Origin of the sequence: Streptococcus parasanguinis (assembly GCF_964238605.1) — a bacterium.
GTDB classification, from domain to species: domain Bacteria; phylum Bacillota; class Bacilli; order Lactobacillales; family Streptococcaceae; genus Streptococcus; species Streptococcus parasanguinis_AJ.
Window position 1 is genome coordinate 24197 of the sequence record NZ_CAXSMM010000012.1, and the last position, 16418, is coordinate 40614.

Sequence of the window (16418 nt, forward strand, 5' to 3'; positions counted from 1 at the left end):
AGCGTGAGATTGCCCCACTCTTATTTTTTCTTGTTTTTCGCCATTGCTGATTTTTGTTGGTTCACAATTTGGCGATAGACTTGTTGAACTTTTGCTTCGCTTGGACGTTGGCCGCTGGCACCTAAAAGCGTACGAACTGCTTCAACATTCAAACGTGGGTTTGATGCAAATTCTTTTTCAAATTGACGACGAAGCAAGAACATTCCTGCAACCATCCCACCAAAGAAAGCTAAAATAATCAACAAAATTCCTAAAAAGAGATTCATACAATTTTCTCCGATCCATTATTTTTACATAACTATCATTATATCAGACAATCACTTATTTTTCAATGTCAAAGCCGTAGAGTGTCGCAAGATAATCTTCTGGTTTTTCTGCTCGACGAATCAAACGGGCCTGCCCATCTTCTTGAAGCAAAACTTCTGCCGAACGCAACTTGGCATTGTACTGATAGCCCATTGAAAATCCATGGGCTCCGGTGTCATGGATCACGAGCAAATCTCCAATCTCCGTCACAGGTAATTCACGTTGTTTCGCAAATTTATCGTTATTTTCACAGAGACTTCCCACGACATCGACCACTTCAGTCATTCCCTCTGGACGATCCATATTGGTAATATGGTGATAAGCACCGTACATAGCCGGTCTAAGAAGGTTCACAGCTGAAGCATCAACCCCGACATAAGTCCGGTAGGTTTTCTTTTTATGCGTCACTCTGGTTACCAAGAGGCCGTGTGAAGCCAGCATAAAGCGACCAAGCTCGGTATAGATTTTCACATGACCAAGTCCTGCCGGTTTGAGAATCGCATCAAAGACGCGGTGTACGCCCTCCCCAATAATAGCAATATCATTTGGTTCTTGCTCTGGCTTGTAATTGACCCCAACTCCACCAGAGAGGTTGATGAAGCCCAAGTGAACACCTGTATTCTCGACGACTTCCACTGCCAATTCAAAAAGTTGACGCGCCAACTCTGGATAGTAGTCGTTGGATACTGTATTAGAAGCCAATAAAGCGTGAATCCCAAACTCTTCCACACCCAGTTCTTTCAACTCGATAAAGGCTTGGATCAATTGCTCCTTGGTCATGCCAAACTTAGCTTCTTCAGGATTGTCCATAATATCGGTTCCCAGTTCAAAAACTCCACCAGGATTATAGCGGCAAGAAATGACCTTGGGGATGCTAGTCACAGACTTCAAGAAAGCAATGTCTTCATAGGCATCCAGATTGATAGTTGCCCCTAATTCTCTAGCATAGACAAATTCATCAGCTGGCGTGTTGTTAGAAGAAAACATGATTTCTTTTCCACTAAAGCCTAGTTTATCCGCCATTAACAATTCGACGTAGCTGGCAGTGTCAACTCCACAGCCCTCTTCTTGCAAAATTTTTAGGATCGATGGGTTCGGAGTCGCCTTGATGGCAAAGTATTCTTTAAATCCTTCATTCCAAGCAAAAGCTCGATGGAGGGCACGAGCCGTTTCACGAATTCCTGCTTCATCATAGAGATGAAAAGGGGTAGGAAATTCTTGGGTCAGGCTTTCTAATTGTTCACGGGTTACAAAAGGTATTTTCATAAGTACTCATTTCTATTCTGTAGTCACTATAAGTATAGCACAAGTCGGAAGACAAAAAAAGCCGAGGCTATTGCCCCAGCTCAATCTCTCTTTGATTAGTCGTTTCTTCCGAAGATACGAAGAAGGCTGATAAAGAGGTTGATAAAGTCAAGATACAGTTCCAAAGCCATGGCCACTGCCCAGCCTGTCGCAGGTTGACCATTGGTTTGATCATAGACATAGCGGATTTTTTGGTTATCCCAAGCTGTCAATCCTGCAAAGAGGAAGACAGAGATAATACTCAAGATATAATCCATGCCAGAACTTCTCAAGAACATGTTCACAACAGAAGCGATGATCACACCGATCAAGACTCCCATCAAGGCACGTCCCATTCCAGAAAGGTCTTTTTTCACGACGCGTCCGATAGCACCCATGACAATAAACATCAAGGCACTGACCAAGAAAGCCTTATAAACCGTCGCTTGCATGTAGCGAGCAATGATAAAGCTCAAGGTAAAGCCATTCAAAGCTGAGTAGATCAAGAAGATCGGAAGAGCAGACGGGCTATTTTTAACAGCCTTCCCACTGGCAACAAAGACCAAGATCAATTCTACAACAACTGCTGCATAGTAAACCATTGGTGCTGTTGTCAAGATTTGAACGAAGAAATCTTGAAAGACTGTCATCATAAGACCAGAGACAAGGGCTGAAATCCCAACACCGATCCCAACTAATGAGTAGATTTTGTTATAAAAAGCATTCAATCCACTTTGTTCTTGGATTACTGAATCATTATACATATAAACAAGTTCCTTTCAAATTTGTTTACTACGATTTTAACATTTTTCGATGAAAAAATCTCCTTTTGGCCATCTTTTTACGCCAAGGTTCTGAAGCTTCCTTAACAGCCCAGTATTTATCCACCATGGTCACCACGAAGGATTCTTTGTAGCGAGGCGGAGCAAGGGTAGCCCCCCACATGTGTTTAATGATGATATCTTCTTCCTTAGCATTGAGATCTGTAATCTTTCGCGCATTTCTCACGGCAATGCGTGGATGGATCCAGGCGTGACTCTTGGTAAACTTGGTCTCACGCCAATCATAGTAAAAGAGGTCATGCAAGAGGCCACCCCGAGCCGTACTTTTAGCATCCCAGCCAAATTTTTTTGCCAATTTATAACTAGTATAGCTAACATGAATGGAATGCTCCAAACGATTGGAATGAATATGATGAGGAATGTCGGCTAATTTTTGAACCTTAGGGTGCTGAATCAACTGTCCCACATAGGTCATGTATTCTTTGTCACGATGATATTGCATCAGATCACCACCTTTCCTTGATAGGCTCTCCCAATAAGATTTCCACCAATTTCTTTTTTCAACTTAAGTATACTGCTTTTTCTCAAAAATTCCTTAAATGAAACATCAAAATTCCAGCAGCTACTGCAACATTCAAACTCTCAGCCCGACCTGGCATGGTAATATGAACAAGCTGGTCGGCTCGTGTAGCCATTTCTGGACTGATGCCCTTGCCTTCATTACCCATTACCAAAATCAATTGATCAATCTGAGGGAGCTGACGGTAATCGATGGAAGCTTCTGATAGCGTCGTTGCGAGGACCGCTAGATTGGATTGACTAGCTCGTTCAAACAGTTCTTCTCGGTCCATTTTCCAGATAGGAAGATGGAAATGACTGCCCTGCATGGATCGAAGAGTCTTGAGACTGTATAGATCTGCGGATGCTTTCGAAAGCATAACACCATCAAAGCCGGCTGCATCTGCTGTTCGAATCATGGTTCCCACATTACCTGGATCTTGGACATCCTCCAAATAGAGGTAACGACCTTGTAACTGATCTGGAAGTTCTGGCTGCTCTAGAAGAATCTCTGCGACAATTCCTTGAGGGGTCTTCGAATCAGCCAAGAGACTCAAGATCTCCGAAGTCACGACAGTGACGTTTTGGATATTCTCTACCCGGTCTAAATAAGCTTCTAAAACAAAGATCTGACGAATCTCCGCCTGATTTTCTACTGCCTCTTCAAAGAGATGCCAACCTTCAATGAGATAGGAATCTGTCCGATATTTTTTTTGATGTAATTTTTTAGCATTTTTGATTACATTATTGGATTTAGACGTTATAATATTCATAGACCTATTATAGCACAAAGAAAAAGAAGAAATCATGCCTCAGATAGATTTCTTCGAGTCAAGGAGGATGCACATGCAAAAGGTAAAAATGATTGCCCAAGGACGGGTTCAAGGAGTTGGTTTTCGCTGGGGAGTCTACAGTCTTGCCTTGGAGATTGGTGGGATCACTGGCCGTGTCTGGAATAATGACGATGGGACGGTTGGTATTCTAGCTCAGGCAGAGTCTAGCAGTCAAATGGCCAAATTCATCCAAGAAATACGCAAAGGTCCTACGCCGTTTGCGCATGTGACTTATTTGGATGTTACGTTAGCAAACTTTGAAAACTATAAGGACTTCAAAATTGCAAATTAAGGCTAGAGAACTATTGTGTATTTTCAAAAAAAACAGTAGAATAGAAAGGTAACATTTTAAAAAAGAAGGAACGATTTGTGAAAAAAAATAAACTTGCATTATTGGCATCGATGGGACTAGCTTCGCTCGTCTTCTTATCAGGATGCGTGAGTGTCGATCGGAAAACTGGAAATCCAACTGGATTGATTTGGAATCTTCTTGGCCGTCCAATGGGCGAAGCCATCAAATTCTTTGCGAATAACCTTGGCTTGGGCTTTGGGATCGGGATTATTATCGTCACCTTAATCGTGCGTTTAATCATCTTGCCACTTGGTTTGTACCAATCATGGAAGGCAACCTACCAATCTGAAAAGATGAACTACTTAAAACCCATCCTTGGCCCAATCCAAGAGCGCATGAAAAACGCTAGCACACAAGAAGAAAAGCTATTGGCACAACAAGAATTAATGGCTGCTCAACGTGAAAATGGGGTTAGCATGTTTGGTGGAGTTGGATGTTTACCACTCTTGATCCAAATGCCATTCTTCTCTGCCCTCTTCTTTGCAGCTCAGCACACCAAAGGGGTGGCAGAAAGTAGTTTCCTTGGTATTGCTCTTGGGAAACCAAGCTTGCTCTTGACGGCTATCGTAGCGGTTCTCTACTATATCCAAAGTATGCTCTCTCTTCATGGGATTGAAGATGAAACCCAAAAGGAAAGTATGCGTAAAGCATCACTGATGAGCCCGATTATGATCGGTGTCTTCTCATTGATCTCTTCAGCCGGAGTGACTCTTTACTGGGTAGTCGGTGGGGTGATCCAAATTATCCAACAATTTGTCATCAACTACTTGATTCGTCCAAATCTTCGCAAGCGGGTCGCTGAGGAATACAAAAACAATCCTCCAAAAGCGACTAGTCACCGTGTGAAAAAAGACGTTACACCAACTGCAACGACACAAATTCAACACAAACCAAAAAACAACCGCAATGCAGGAAAACAACGCAATAGAAAGTAGTACAAACTTCTAAATTCTAGCGGAATTACTTAAGCACCTGAACCCTCTAGTTCAGGTGCTTTTTTAATCCCTTTCAATCAATCAACGAAAAATTTACACCCTCACAAGGGGATTAAGAGCACAAAAAAACAAGCCCTATAGGAGAGCCTGCTTTAAGACCGTTTTTACATAAGTAATGTTAAAAAATAAAATGATATAAACTATTAGGTTTATAGAGCAGATACCGAAACTTTCCGCCGTGAGAAAAGTGCCTGAAACAATTATGTTTCAGGCACTAGGGGAGTTTTGAAACCTTAGGTTCAAAACTAAGTCATGGAACTTCGTAGAAGTTCGCTGACGTCCGTACTCACTTAAGGAAAGGTTCTAAGAGGACTTTGTCTTTAATCTGAAACAAGCCCTCTTGGAGAGCCTGCATTTTATATTTACGCTGTTTTTTCTACGTTCAAAATTTTCACTTGGTAGCTTCCAGCTGGTGTCTCAACAGTGACAACGTCACCTGTCTTCTTACCAATCAAAGCGTGACCGATTGGGCTTTCGTTCGAGATCTTTCCTGCAAAGGCATCTGCCCCTGCTGAACCGACGATGCTGTATACTTCTTCATCTGTTTCGCCAACTTCTTGGACTGTAACGGTTTTTCCGATCGCTACTTCGTCTACAGCAACTGCATCACTATCGACGATTTCAGCATAGCGGATTTTTGTTTCCAAACTAGAAATTTGACCTTCCACAAAAGCTTGTTCATCTTTTGCTGCTTCGTACTCAGAGTTTTCTGAGAGGTCACCGTATGAGCGAGCGATCTTGATCCGTTCTACGACTTCAGGTCGACGGACCAATTTCAATTCTTCTAATTCTAGTTCTAATTTTTCTTTTTCTGCTAGGGTCATTGGGTATGTTTTTTCTGCCATTATTCTTCTCTTTCTATTATTTGAATGAAAAAGCTGTGGACGCGCCACATGCTTTTTCTAGTTTGAACTTGCTTGTGTCAATTTACTATTGACGTGTTCTTCTACATTTTTATTGTGTTCTTCGTATGTCTTAGCGAAGAAGACTTCACCATTTTCGACATTTGCGACAAAATACAAGTAGTCTGTCTTACTTGGGTTCACCGCCGCTTCGATCGCTGATACTCCAGGGTTATCCACTGGACCAGGCATCAAACCGGTATTCTTATAAATATTATAAGGTGAATCCAGCTCTGTATCGATCGTTGCATCTTCTTTCAAGGTCGTCTTTTGACCAAGCTTCCCTTCGGCATAAAGAATTGCAATATTACTTTGCAAAGGCATGTCTTGGTTCAAGCGGTTATAGAAGACACTTGCGATGTCTTTGCGGTCTTGATCCGTCGCCCCTTCTTTTTCAACCAAGGAAGCAAGGGTCAATACTTCGTTTACATTGATGTTCTTGCTCTCAAGTGTTTCATAATACGGGGTTAAGTTTTGATCCATGGCCGCCAGCATCTGATCGATCATTTCTTTCACTGTGGTATCTTTCCCATAGTTATAAGTTGCTGGGAAAAGATAACCTTCCAAACGATAGCGAACACCAGAATCCTTACTTGGCAGGTTAGCCAAGAGCTTAGGATATTTGGCCACCATCTTCTCAATAAAGGCATCATCTTGGACAGCCTTCAAGAAATCTTCTTTCTTAAATGGAGTCTTTCCTGCCTTCTTACTAGAGACATCTGCTGTGATAGCCGTCGCAATCTGATCGATCGTATAGCCTTCTGGAATCGTCACCTTTCCAAGAACTGGAGCCTGAGGAGTTTTAGTCCCCTCTTCCTGCAGTTTTTGGATGATGGTTTCTAAATCCATGCTCTTTTGAAGGTTGAAATAACCGGATTTGAAATTGCTATAGTTCTTGAACTTGGTATAGTAGTTAAAGAACTGACCATTTTTCACGAGTCCTTTTTTCTCAAGGATCGCGCCAATCTCACGATTACTTGAACCTGCTGGAATCTCAACCGTTACGAATTCTGTTGCATTTTTATCCATCGGCTTGACAGCTGAATGGATATAGGTCACAGCAAAGATCCCTGTAGCCACGATCACAATCAGCAAAAGGCTGACCACTGTCCGCACAATTCGTTTAGCGATTTTATTTTGTTTCTTTTGTTTTTGTTGGCGCTGGTTACGAGAAGAGCGCGATAAGCTTTCCTCTACCGGTTCCTGACTTGGTTCTTTTTTAGCAGGCTTTGTAAGCTCACTCTTTTCTTCCACAGCAGGAGTCGCCTTTACCGGCTCCACTGGTTCTTCTTTGGGAGCCAACGCAGATTCTTCTACTTTTGGAGGTAGTGTTGCTTCTTCCTCCTCTTTCAGTGAAGAAGGGGTTTCAATACTTCGATCAGGTAGATCATACTCTTTTTCGATTTTTAGAAGTTGCTCATTGGCCTCTTCTAAGTCTCTGAGGATCTGCTCTTTGAAGCTTAATAACTTCTCACTGTCTTGTGATTTATCAGTCAAATAATTGACCTCCCTCATCATAATCCTTAATATTATATCTTAAAAGATTTAGAAAAGCAATACAAATCGCCTTTCTTCTTTAAAATACCTATTTAATCAAGTTTTTCATTTTCCCAGACCAGATTGTACCAAACTTCACCCGCATATTGGGATTCTGACCGGCCTTCATTGGTAAATCCTTGCTTTTCATAATAAGGAATCAAATAATCATGACAGGTCAAATTGATCCCTTGGCGATTATCTTTCAACGCAATCTCTTTCATCGCTTCAAGCAAAAGGGTTCCCACTCCAAGTCCTTGAGCTTCTTTAGCAATGGATAGACTCGTAATGGAAATAAAGCCCTGTTCTAACTGACTTAGATCTTCAACCTCTGAAAAAGAGGAATCGATCAAATAGCGCTCCGGTCTAACAGGTCCTTCTAAATAGCCTAAAATCTGACCTTGGCACTCTGCTACAAGAAATGTCGTTTGAATCTTTTCGATGTGATCTTTTAAAATCTCACGCGCAATCGCTTCTTCTTCTGAGAAATTCTCAAGCTCAATGCGCTCGATGGCATCCAAATCCTGCAGCTTTGCCTGTCTAATGTGAATCTTTTCTTTCATCATTTACTCCTTCTATCGTTCCCAAACCATATGGACACCTCGATCAGACTCAGCTTCATCTCGAAATCCTTGCTGGGAAAAATAAGATAGTAAGTCTTCTGGGCAATCGATCCAAATGGCTTCCTTTTCCTTTTGAACAGCTAGATCCTTTAAAGCAGCGATCAAAATAGAACCATAGCCTTGACCTTGAAAGGCTGGACTAACTGCTAGTCGCAATACGATTAGTTCTCCTTTTGAATGCTGGCCTTCTGTAGCCAACAAGTAGGCCACAGCATCCCCCGCCTGCTCTGCAAGCAAAGAAATGGCTTTCTTCGAACCTAGCGCTTCCTCAAGAGTGGCCCTGTGCTCCTTTCCTTCATTGTCATGAAGTTCTTCTTCTAGCAACAGCAGCTGTTCTTGATCAGCTGGGATGATTGATCGAATCATCATTCTGCTTTCCTCATCTCATACTCCTTCAGTGGACAGATAAATTTGAGTCTGGAACCAATCGATTCCAGACTCAATCATCTCTTATTGTACACTATGTGTCAAACTAGATAATAAACGCTCAAATGAGTATTCATAGGTTTGAATATCTCCAGCTCCCATAAAGACATAGACTGCATTATCATGGTCAAGAAGAGGAGAAACATTCTCAGCTGTAATAATCGCTGAACGTTTGACAATTTTTGCTTCCAAGTCTTCAACTTTCACATCGCCGTGATCGACTTCCCGTGCAGAACCATAGATCTGTGCCAAGTAAACAGCATCTGCCTGATTCAAGGCTTCAGCAAATTCATCTAACAAGGCAATGGTCCGTGTAAAGGTATGTGGTTGGAAAATGGCCACAATCTCTTTGCTTGGGTATTTTTGACGGGCCGCATCCAAGGTTGCAATAATTTCCGTTGGATGGTGCGCAAAGTCATCAATGATCACTGTTCCATTGACTACTTTTTCAGTGAAGCGACGTTTCACTCCAGCAAAGGTCTTCAAATGCTCGCGAACTAAATCTAAGTCAAATCCTGCAATGTAAAGCAAACCAATGACTGCTGTGGCATTCATGATGTTGTGGCGACCAAAAGTTGGGATATGGTATTGCCCCAAATCTTCTCCACGGAAATGAACGTTAAAGGTTGAACCAGTCGTTGAACGAAGCAAGTTGCTTGCCACAAAATCGTTCGTCTCCTTATCAAAACCATAGTAATAAATTGGTGCTGATGAGGTAATCCGACGCAATTCTTTGTCTTCTCCGTAGATGAAGAGGCCTTTGCTGATTTGTTTGGCATAATCGTTAAAGGCATTAAAGACATCTTCCAAGCTCGTGAAATAGTCTGGATGGTCAAAGTCAATATTGGTGATGATGCTATATTCAGGATGGTAAGGCATAAAGTGGCGTTCATACTCATCTGATTCAAATACAAAGTATTTGGCTGCTGCAGAGCCACGACCTGTCCCGTCACCAATCAAATAACTGGTATCAGTGATATTTGATAAGACGTGCGAAAGCATCCCTGTTGTCGAGGTTTTTCCGTGTGCTCCGGCAACCCCCATGCTGACGAAGTCACGCATAAATTCACCAAGGAATTCATGGTAGCGTTTATAAGTTAGGCCATGCTCATCTGCATAAGCAATTTCCACATTGTTATCTGGACGGAAAGCATTCCCGGCAATGAGGATCTTGTCGCCTTCCAAATTTTTCACATCAAATGGATAAATTTGAATTCCTGCTTGTTCCAAGCCACGTTGCGTAAAGTAATACTTCTCAACATCTGACCCTTGAACCGTATGTCCCATTTGGTGAAGCATGAGGGCTAAAGCACTCATCCCTGCTCCTTTAATTCCAATAAAATGGTATGTATTAGACATGTTTTCTCCTTATTCTTGATCTAGATGGGTTAAATCCAATTCTTGTTTGATTGGCTGTGGTTTCAACTTGTGCTGATCTTTATTGTATATTTGGCTAGTCTTTAAGAAATCATAATTGTTTTTCTTTTCAGTCGGTTCTGCCACTTCTGGTTCTCCTGCAGATTCGAACTCTGCAAGGATCAACTGATCTTGTCGTAATCGTTTGCTATATTTCAATAATTCACCCGGATTTTCCTTTTGGAAGGGAGCCGTTGGCTGACCAGGTTTTCGTTCAGAAATAAATGGTTTTTTCCGTTTACTTGTAGTAGCTGCTGGATCCGTTGTCAGATAGGGGGCTGTGCGTTTCTTTTTCAGATCTTCACGAGCGCGCTCTCTCGCTTCCTCTGCATAACGATTGGCTGGGCTTTTTTTATCAATCGGCTCTTTAAAATCAGGTTTTCTTACTGGCCGTCTTTTCGGTAGGGGCTCTTCTAGTGGTTGGTGGTAAGGATGCTTAGGTTTGGTATTTTCAGCAATCGGTTGCCATTCCAAATAATTTTTATCCACATAGTCGCCTGTAATGTTACTAATCAAGTCTGTTTCATCATACAGGTTCATGTGGGGCATCTCTGTTAACATCAACTCATTATCCCCTACTTGAGGAAAATATTTTTCTGTCATGCTTTCTTCCTTTCGACACTCCATTAATTATAAACTATTCACAGAATTTTTCAAGCTATTCTGACTGAATTCCAAGAATCTCACGAATTTCCTCAACCGATAAACTAGATCGTGTTTCCGTTCCGTCTAAAATCGTTGAGACCAAGTGTCTTTTGGAAGCTTGTAGTTCTTGGATTTTTTCTTCGATCGTACCACGAGTAATCATGCGGTAAACTTCAACATTTTGTTCCTGTCCCATTCGATGGGCACGTCCAATAGCCTGGTCTTCCACTGCAGGATTCCACCACAAATCGACTAAGATGACCGTATCGGCACCAGTGAGGTTCAATCCAACCCCTCCAGCCTTCAGAGAAATGAGAAAAGCATGGCGCTCACCTGCATTAAAAGCATTGGTCATTTCTTGTCGATCTTTAGCGGGAGTAGAACCTGTGATTTTAAAGGAGGTCATGCCAAGCTGGGCAATCTCCTGCTCTAGGATATCCAGCATGCCTCTAAATTGAGAGAAGATCAAAACCCGGTGTTCGCCATCTTTGATTTGACCCAAAAGATCTCGAAGACTCTCCAATTTCCCACTATCTCCCTGATAGTCTTCCATAAAGAGGGCGGGGGTATCACAGATTTGGCGAAGACGCATGAGACCCGAGAGAATTTCCACCTTGCTCCGATTTAGTTCTTCCTCACTAGAGGTTCGAACCCGATCTTGAATTTGTTTTAATTGAGCCAAATAGATCGTTTTTTGACTTTCATCCAACTCATTGTGGTAGGTTGTTTCAATTAAGTCCGGTAATTCTTGGAGCACTTCATCTTTTTTCCGTCTCATGACGAAAGGTTTGACAAAACGCGCAATGGTCTCAGGACTCAATTTTTGAAATTCTCTTTTAGCTGGGAAGAGCCCTGGAAGGACAATTTGGAAAATAGACCAGAGTTCACCCACATGATTTTCAATCGGTGTCCCAGATAAGGCAAACACATGCGGAACCTCAAAGCCACGTAAGTGTTGGGCAATCTTGGTTTGGGCATTTTTCATGACCTGGGCTTCATCTAGAATCAAGTACTCATACTGATTCTTCTGGTATTCCTCCACATCTTGACGGAAAGACGCGTAACTAGTGATAACTACCTGTGGATTGGTTGCGATGAGTTCATCTCGGTGCTGCTTGAGACCATAGACAACTGCCACTTCCATCTGAGGAGCGAATTTTGAAAATTCTTGTTTCCAATTGTAGATGAGACTAGATGGAGCTAGAATCAAGATTTTAGTTTCTTTTTTTGCGACACTGGTCAAGAAGGAAATAGTCTGCAGGGTTTTCCCAAGCCCCATATCATCCGCTAAAATACCACCAAAACCATAATGATTTAACATGGAGAACCATTTGACCCCTGTTTCTTGGTAATCCCTTAGGGTCGCTTGGATTGTCATCTGAGGGAGTTGGAAGTCTTCTGGATGAGTCAGATCATGAGCTAAATTTCGAAATTCTTCTGAAAAATGAACATTGTCTTGATCTGCCAACAAATCAGATAGCTGATAAGCAGCAATCCGGCGGGCTTGTAGTTTCCCACCCTTGCTCATTTTCGCCCGCAAATCTGCTAGGGCTCGACTGATCTTCTTGGTTTCTTCATCAAAAACAAGGACCTTCCCTGTATGGCTGACAAAATAATCTGCTTGCCCCACTAGAGCTTTGAGGACCTGGTCCACTTCGGCTGGATCCACACTTTCAAAGTCAAAACCGATCTCCAGTAGACTGCCATTGGTTTTAACATCAATTTTTGGACGCTCCACTTGATAAAGATCTAAAAGGCTATCAGAGAGGGTAACCTCTCCTAAGGCTTCAAAAGTCGGGATCTGTCGATGAAAGAATGGATAGATTTGCTCACTTGATAACGGACTTCTTTGGGAAGAAAAGTCGTCTGTAAAACCTGCTGCTAGCATGGTTGAAAAGACTTCTTGCTCCTTATCGAAATCACTGGAATAAGGAAGATTGAGGAGTTCCTCACGCGTGGTCACCACACGATCCTGGTATTGAAAGACTACATCCAGTAAAACAGTCTGGTCCTGTGCTAGATCAAAATGAAATTCCGGAGTGAAATCGTGGATTAAAAAGCTGGTCGGTGCGGTTATTTGTCCCAGTTTTTTGAACTCTTTTAAACTATAGGAAAGTTTGGTCTGATCCGTTGGATCAAAATGCAGGCGTTTTTTGCGATCCTGATCCATTGGTAAGTCTTGAATGGCCTTCCATAGGGTCCGCTGTTGGGGCGTCAGGTGATAGAACACTCCATTTCGAAACAGGTAATTAGCCGACTCGACAACCTTCACTTGAGGCTCCGTAATGATCAATTCGTAAAAATCACCATGGTCTTCCACCTGAAAATGAAAGAGATCTTCCTCCCCATGGACATCCTGAAAATAGACTTCAGAAAAATCATACAAGCTATATTGCAAGAGGAAGGAATCCAAATTCATCAGTAATTCTACAGCTTCTTCAAAGAGAGTCGGTGGAAAATAAAGATGGCGCCCAGCATTGGGAAAGAAATCTTGCTCTTTCGATCCACTATCTGTGACCAAGCCTTGTAGGAAATTGATCACATCCTGACTAGACCCATCAAATTCTAAGTAAGAAATGGGTTCATAGTAACTTTTGCCAATTGCAAAGTGGCCTTCTTTCTGAAGGGTCTGCAAAAAAGCTAGCACATCTCTGATTACATAAGAGCGCTCGTCTGGCAAGCGACGAATGCGAAGGGTCCACAAGAATTGACCAGAGTATTCATCCTCCTGCCCAACTGCTGATAGGACATAGCGAGTTTCTTTCTTTTCGATTTTTGGAAGGACCTGGTCTAAAAACAAACTTCCAAAAGAGACCTTCTCCTGCGTTTCTTCAGTCGCCGTGGCGTCTTCTTCAAGGCTTGTAAGAGCAGCTTTCCCACTGTCATCATTCTTCAAAAAAGCTTCTACAGCTGCTAGATGCGTACAGAATTTTTTCTTTTGAAAGAAAGCGCAGCTACAAAAAACGACATCGTCATCCAAACTGTACCGCAAGCTTTCTTCTTCCACCCGAAAATACAGGTATTTTTCTTTTACTTCCTGAAGGGAAACTTTCCCAGCTTCATAGAGAAGGCTCCCTTGTGAACGAACCTTCCCAGGAATTAATTTTGCCATGTTTACCACCTTAGATTAATCCCTTTATTATACCATATTTCAAAGTATAGTTAAAATTTATTCGATAAAACTTATTAAAATAGACGTTTTCGGGCTATTTACTATTCAATGATCCCCACTTAAACAGTCCTTAAAGTTCCTAAAAAGTTCACAAAAAAATACCCCTCAAGGGGGCAATCCATTCACGAGTTCAGTAGGCAAGATCTAGCAAGCCACACACGGTGCTTTTTGTACTTCAAAAGTGGTAGACCACCGCGCACCAATGGGTGCTCGACCGCCTACCACCTAATAAGATTATAACATAACTTAACTACTTTTTTATGCTCCACGTCTATAGATTTTCCATTAGTCATTTCCTTGATCTTGCGAATTCCCTTTTATTAAGGCGTTTCCAATCATCATGTACAATTTTCCCAAGCACAAAAATTTGATGAAGGACCAAAATATCCCAAAAACAGCTAAGCCTTTTACCAATAGAGAGTAATAACTTTCTTTGACAATCTCTCCATAAAATGTCATCGTTGATGTCATGATCACCCATTCCCAAATGATTAGAATGAGTGAGGCACCATAAAGGATAGCCATCCCCCAAAAGATCAACGAATTTTTTAAAAATTTTCTCATGACACGTACAAGTGCCCATAAGCATAATAAAGAAACAAACAGTAGTAATTCTGTACTTGACATCATTTCACTCCCTTTTCACCCCATTTAAAGACATTAGTCTTTTTCTTCTACTTGGTTAGTCTTTCAGATGTTCATATAAAAAAGGACCCTTCTTGTCTCTTGCAGGTGATAAAGAGTCCTTTTTACTTATGTTTCAATCATGCTCGAACTTTACCGAACCTTGACCATCCCATTTTCTTCTAACGTTTTTTTCGTTTTAATATAGTCAGTTAAGTCCTTCATTTTCTTATTGGACTTAAAAACTTTGTTCCAAGTTTTTAGGTCCAATTTTGAAAAATCTGTCACTATATGGATCTGCAAATGACCTGATTTAGACTTTTCAACAGAATAGTCCATTCCCTTGATATGACCATAATTTTCAAGCAAACTATCCTTCGCTGAGTTAAATGCTAATGAGTCAGAAGCATCAATATCGGGTAGTTCTTTCCAGGATTCACTCTTAAGGATCTCCTTATTTTTTATAGTCAGAATGATTGTTTCATCCCCATTTCCATAAGATCCCTGATACTTTTCTTGACGCGTTGACTGACAAGCTGTTAAGAAAACAAAGATGAGGCTAGTAAGCAAAAATTTCATCAAAACCGTTATTTTTCGCATATTCCCTACTTCCGTTTTCGCGCAATCAAATGGATCGGAGTTCCTTCAAAAACAAAGGCCTTGCGAATTTGGTTCTCCAAGAAACGGAGGTATGAGAAGTGCATCAGTTCTTCTTCGTTAACAAAGACCACAAAAGTTGGTGGCTTGGTTGCCACTTGTGTCGCATAGAAGATCTTGAGACGTTTTCCTTTGTCGGTTGGCGTTGGATTAATGGCAATAGCATCCATAATCACATCGTTCAAGACAGCTGAAGGAATCCGCGTATTTTGACTCTCACTGATCTGTTTGATCATCTCTGGCAACTTGTGCAAGCGTTGTTTGGTCAAGGCAGAGACAAAGACAATCGGCGCATAAGAAAGGTATTGGAATTGATCACGAATGTCATCTTCCCACTGCTTCATGGTATGGTTGTCTTTTTCAATAGTATCCCATTTGTTGACAACAATAATCATGCCTTTACCAGCTTCATGAGCAAAGCCAGCGATCCGCTTGTCATACTCCCGAATCCCTTCTTCAGCATTAATGACCATCAAAACCACATCTGAACGGTCGATGGCTCGCATGGCTCGCATGACAGAATATTTCTCTGTGTTTTCATAGATTTTACCAGATTTGCGCATACCAGCTGTATCGATCATGGTAAATTCTTGGCCATCTGCATCGGTAAAATGGGTATCGATGGCATCACGTGTGGTTCCAGCAACAGGGCTTGCGATGACCCGGTCTTCTCCAAGGATCGCATTGATCAAGCTTGATTTCCCAACATTTGGGCGACCAATCAAGCTAAATTTGATGATATCTGGATTTTCTTCTTCTGTTTCATTCGGAAGATTTTCAATAATGGCATCGAGCACATCCCCAGTTCCGATCCCGTGGACAGAGGATACCGGTAGTGGCTCACCCAGTCCTAAGGCATAAAAGTCATAGATATCATTGCGCATCTCTGGGTTATCCACCTTGTTGACTACAAGAATCACCGGTTTATGGGTCTTATACAAGATACGAGTGACATATTCATCCGCATCCGTGATCCCTTCTTTACCAGAAACGACAAAGACGATCACATCTGCTTCGTCCATGGCGATTTCTGCCTGATGCTTGATTTGCTCCATAAATGGGGCATCTACGTCATCAATTCCCCCTGTATCAATGATACTAAATTTTCGATTCAACCACTCAGCTGTTGCATAAATGCGGTCACGAGTGACTCCTTCTACATCCTCAACGATGGAAATCCGCTCACCGGCAATCCGGTTAAAGAGTGTAGATTTTCCGACATTGGGACGGCCTACAATCGCAATAGTTGGTAGGGCCATGATTTCCTCTTTTCTAATGAAAGGCGAGACTTCGGTTCAAGAACGCCT

17 protein-coding genes are annotated in these 16418 nt (G+C 41.9%); 2 read left to right on the plus strand and 15 right to left on the minus strand.

Annotated elements, in window-relative coordinates:
- Positions 1 to 20 precede the first annotated feature (20 nt).
- The 5 genes from ACESR9_RS08625 to ACESR9_RS08645 form a co-directional block, all read right to left on the minus strand.
- Positions 21 to 266: a YneF family protein gene (locus ACESR9_RS08625; RefSeq protein ID WP_003005109.1), complete on the minus strand. Its 246-nt coding sequence runs from the start codon at positions 264 to 266 to the stop codon at positions 21 to 23.
- A 55-nt stretch (positions 267 to 321) separates the two neighbouring features.
- Positions 322 to 1572: a diaminopimelate decarboxylase gene (locus tag ACESR9_RS08630; protein ID WP_373106301.1), complete on the minus strand. Its 1251-nt coding sequence runs from the start codon at positions 1570 to 1572 to the stop codon at positions 322 to 324.
- Between the two features lie 95 nt (positions 1573 to 1667).
- Positions 1668 to 2354, minus strand: coding sequence for a Bax inhibitor-1/YccA family protein (locus ACESR9_RS08635; protein ID WP_003008369.1), 687 nt, complete (start codon positions 2352 to 2354; stop codon positions 1668 to 1670).
- 28 nt (positions 2355 to 2382) lie between these two features.
- Positions 2383 to 2874 (minus strand): HDIG domain-containing metalloprotein, encoded by a 492-nt coding sequence (locus ACESR9_RS08640; RefSeq protein ID WP_013904023.1) that lies wholly within the window; start codon positions 2872 to 2874, stop codon positions 2383 to 2385.
- An 82-nt stretch (positions 2875 to 2956) separates the two neighbouring features.
- A complete protein-coding gene (locus ACESR9_RS08645) occupies positions 2957 to 3703 on the minus strand; it encodes a TrmH family RNA methyltransferase (protein WP_254727243.1) in 747 nt (248 codons plus the stop codon).
- A gap of 73 nt (positions 3704 to 3776) precedes the next feature.
- On the opposite strand from ACESR9_RS08645, the gene ACESR9_RS08650 reads away from it, so the two are divergent.
- Entirely contained in the window at positions 3777 to 4055 is a 279-nt protein-coding gene (locus ACESR9_RS08650; RefSeq protein ID WP_041826422.1) for an acylphosphatase, read from the plus strand.
- Positions 4056 to 4132: 77 nt separating this feature from the next.
- The gene (gene yidC / locus ACESR9_RS08655) at positions 4133 to 5050 is read left to right on the plus strand and encodes a membrane protein insertase YidC (RefSeq protein ID WP_013904026.1); all 918 of its coding nucleotides are present in this window, start codon (positions 4133 to 4135) and stop codon (positions 5048 to 5050) included.
- A 422-nt stretch (positions 5051 to 5472) separates the two neighbouring features.
- On the opposite strand, the gene greA is transcribed toward yidC, so the two are convergent.
- The 10 genes from greA to der all read right to left on the minus strand — a co-directional run bounded on the left by greA (position 5473) and on the right by der (position 16370).
- Positions 5473 to 5955 carry a transcription elongation factor GreA gene (gene greA / locus ACESR9_RS08660; protein WP_013904027.1) on the minus strand — a complete coding sequence of 161 codons (483 nt, stop codon included), beginning with the start codon at positions 5953 to 5955 and terminating at the stop codon, positions 5473 to 5475.
- Positions 5956 to 6012: 57 nt separating this feature from the next.
- A complete protein-coding gene (gene mltG / locus ACESR9_RS08665; protein ID WP_444465323.1) occupies positions 6013 to 7542 on the minus strand; it encodes an endolytic transglycosylase MltG in 1530 nt (509 codons plus the stop codon).
- 59 nt (positions 7543 to 7601) lie between these two features.
- Positions 7602 to 8111: a GNAT family N-acetyltransferase gene (locus tag ACESR9_RS08670; RefSeq protein WP_373106304.1), complete on the minus strand. Its 510-nt coding sequence runs from the start codon at positions 8109 to 8111 to the stop codon at positions 7602 to 7604.
- 12 nt (positions 8112 to 8123) lie between these two features.
- Entirely contained in the window at positions 8124 to 8540 is a 417-nt protein-coding gene (locus ACESR9_RS08675) for a GNAT family N-acetyltransferase (protein WP_373106305.1), read from the minus strand.
- A gap of 81 nt (positions 8541 to 8621) precedes the next feature.
- Positions 8622 to 9956, minus strand: a complete 1335-nt coding sequence (gene murC, locus ACESR9_RS08680) for a UDP-N-acetylmuramate--L-alanine ligase (RefSeq protein WP_272106994.1) — start codon at positions 9954 to 9956, stop codon at positions 8622 to 8624.
- Positions 9957 to 9965: 9 nt separating this feature from the next.
- Entirely contained in the window at positions 9966 to 10616 is a 651-nt protein-coding gene (gene zapJ, locus ACESR9_RS08685; RefSeq protein ID WP_003017389.1) for a divisome accessory protein ZapJ, read from the minus strand.
- Between the two features lie 55 nt (positions 10617 to 10671).
- On the minus strand, positions 10672 to 13770 hold the full coding sequence (locus ACESR9_RS08690) for a pilus expression-regulating Snf2 family helicase (protein WP_373106306.1): 3099 nt from the start codon (positions 13768 to 13770) through the stop codon (positions 10672 to 10674).
- 345 nt (positions 13771 to 14115) lie between these two features.
- Positions 14116 to 14457 carry a hypothetical protein gene (locus ACESR9_RS08695; RefSeq protein ID WP_373106307.1) on the minus strand — a complete coding sequence of 114 codons (342 nt, stop codon included), beginning with the start codon at positions 14455 to 14457 and terminating at the stop codon, positions 14116 to 14118.
- Between the two features lie 150 nt (positions 14458 to 14607).
- Positions 14608 to 15054, minus strand: a complete 447-nt coding sequence (locus tag ACESR9_RS08700) for a hypothetical protein (protein ID WP_373106308.1) — start codon at positions 15052 to 15054, stop codon at positions 14608 to 14610.
- Between the two features lie 5 nt (positions 15055 to 15059).
- Positions 15060 to 16370: a ribosome biogenesis GTPase Der gene (der, locus tag ACESR9_RS08705; RefSeq protein WP_373106309.1), complete on the minus strand. Its 1311-nt coding sequence runs from the start codon at positions 16368 to 16370 to the stop codon at positions 15060 to 15062.
- Positions 16371 to 16418: the final 48 nt, after the last annotated feature.

Coding starts and splice junctions, on each gene's coding strand:
- der (WP_373106309.1), bottom strand. CDS start 16,370: ATGGCCCTACCAACTATTGCGATTGTAGGCCGTCCCAATGTCGGAAAA.
- greA (WP_013904027.1), bottom strand. CDS start 5,955: ATGGCAGAAAAAACATACCCAATGACCCTAGCAGAAAAAGAAAAATTA.
- murC (WP_272106994.1), bottom strand. CDS start 9,956: ATGTCTAATACATACCATTTTATTGGAATTAAAGGAGCAGGGATGAGT.
- ACESR9_RS08625 (WP_003005109.1), bottom strand. CDS start 266: ATGAATCTCTTTTTAGGAATTTTGTTGATTATTTTAGCTTTCTTTGGT.
- ACESR9_RS08650 (WP_041826422.1), top strand. CDS start 3,777: ATGCAAAAGGTAAAAATGATTGCCCAAGGACGGGTTCAAGGAGTTGGT.
- zapJ (WP_003017389.1), bottom strand. CDS start 10,616: ATGACAGAAAAATATTTTCCTCAAGTAGGGGATAATGAGTTGATGTTA.
- ACESR9_RS08630 (WP_373106301.1), bottom strand. CDS start 1,572: ATGAAAATACCTTTTGTAACCCGTGAACAATTAGAAAGCCTGACCCAA.
- ACESR9_RS08695 (WP_373106307.1), bottom strand. CDS start 14,457: ATGTCAAGTACAGAATTACTACTGTTTGTTTCTTTATTATGCTTATGG.
- ACESR9_RS08690 (WP_373106306.1), bottom strand. CDS start 13,770: ATGGCAAAATTAATTCCTGGGAAGGTTCGTTCACAAGGGAGCCTTCTC.
- ACESR9_RS08640 (WP_013904023.1), bottom strand. CDS start 2,874: ATGCAATATCATCGTGACAAAGAATACATGACCTATGTGGGACAGTTG.
- ACESR9_RS08670 (WP_373106304.1), bottom strand. CDS start 8,111: ATGAAAGAAAAGATTCACATTAGACAGGCAAAGCTGCAGGATTTGGAT.
- ACESR9_RS08675 (WP_373106305.1), bottom strand. CDS start 8,540: ATGATGATTCGATCAATCATCCCAGCTGATCAAGAACAGCTGCTGTTG.
- ACESR9_RS08635 (WP_003008369.1), bottom strand. CDS start 2,354: ATGTATAATGATTCAGTAATCCAAGAACAAAGTGGATTGAATGCTTTT.
- ACESR9_RS08645 (WP_254727243.1), bottom strand. CDS start 3,703: ATGAATATTATAACGTCTAAATCCAATAATGTAATCAAAAATGCTAAA.
- ACESR9_RS08700 (WP_373106308.1), bottom strand. CDS start 15,054: ATGCGAAAAATAACGGTTTTGATGAAATTTTTGCTTACTAGCCTCATC.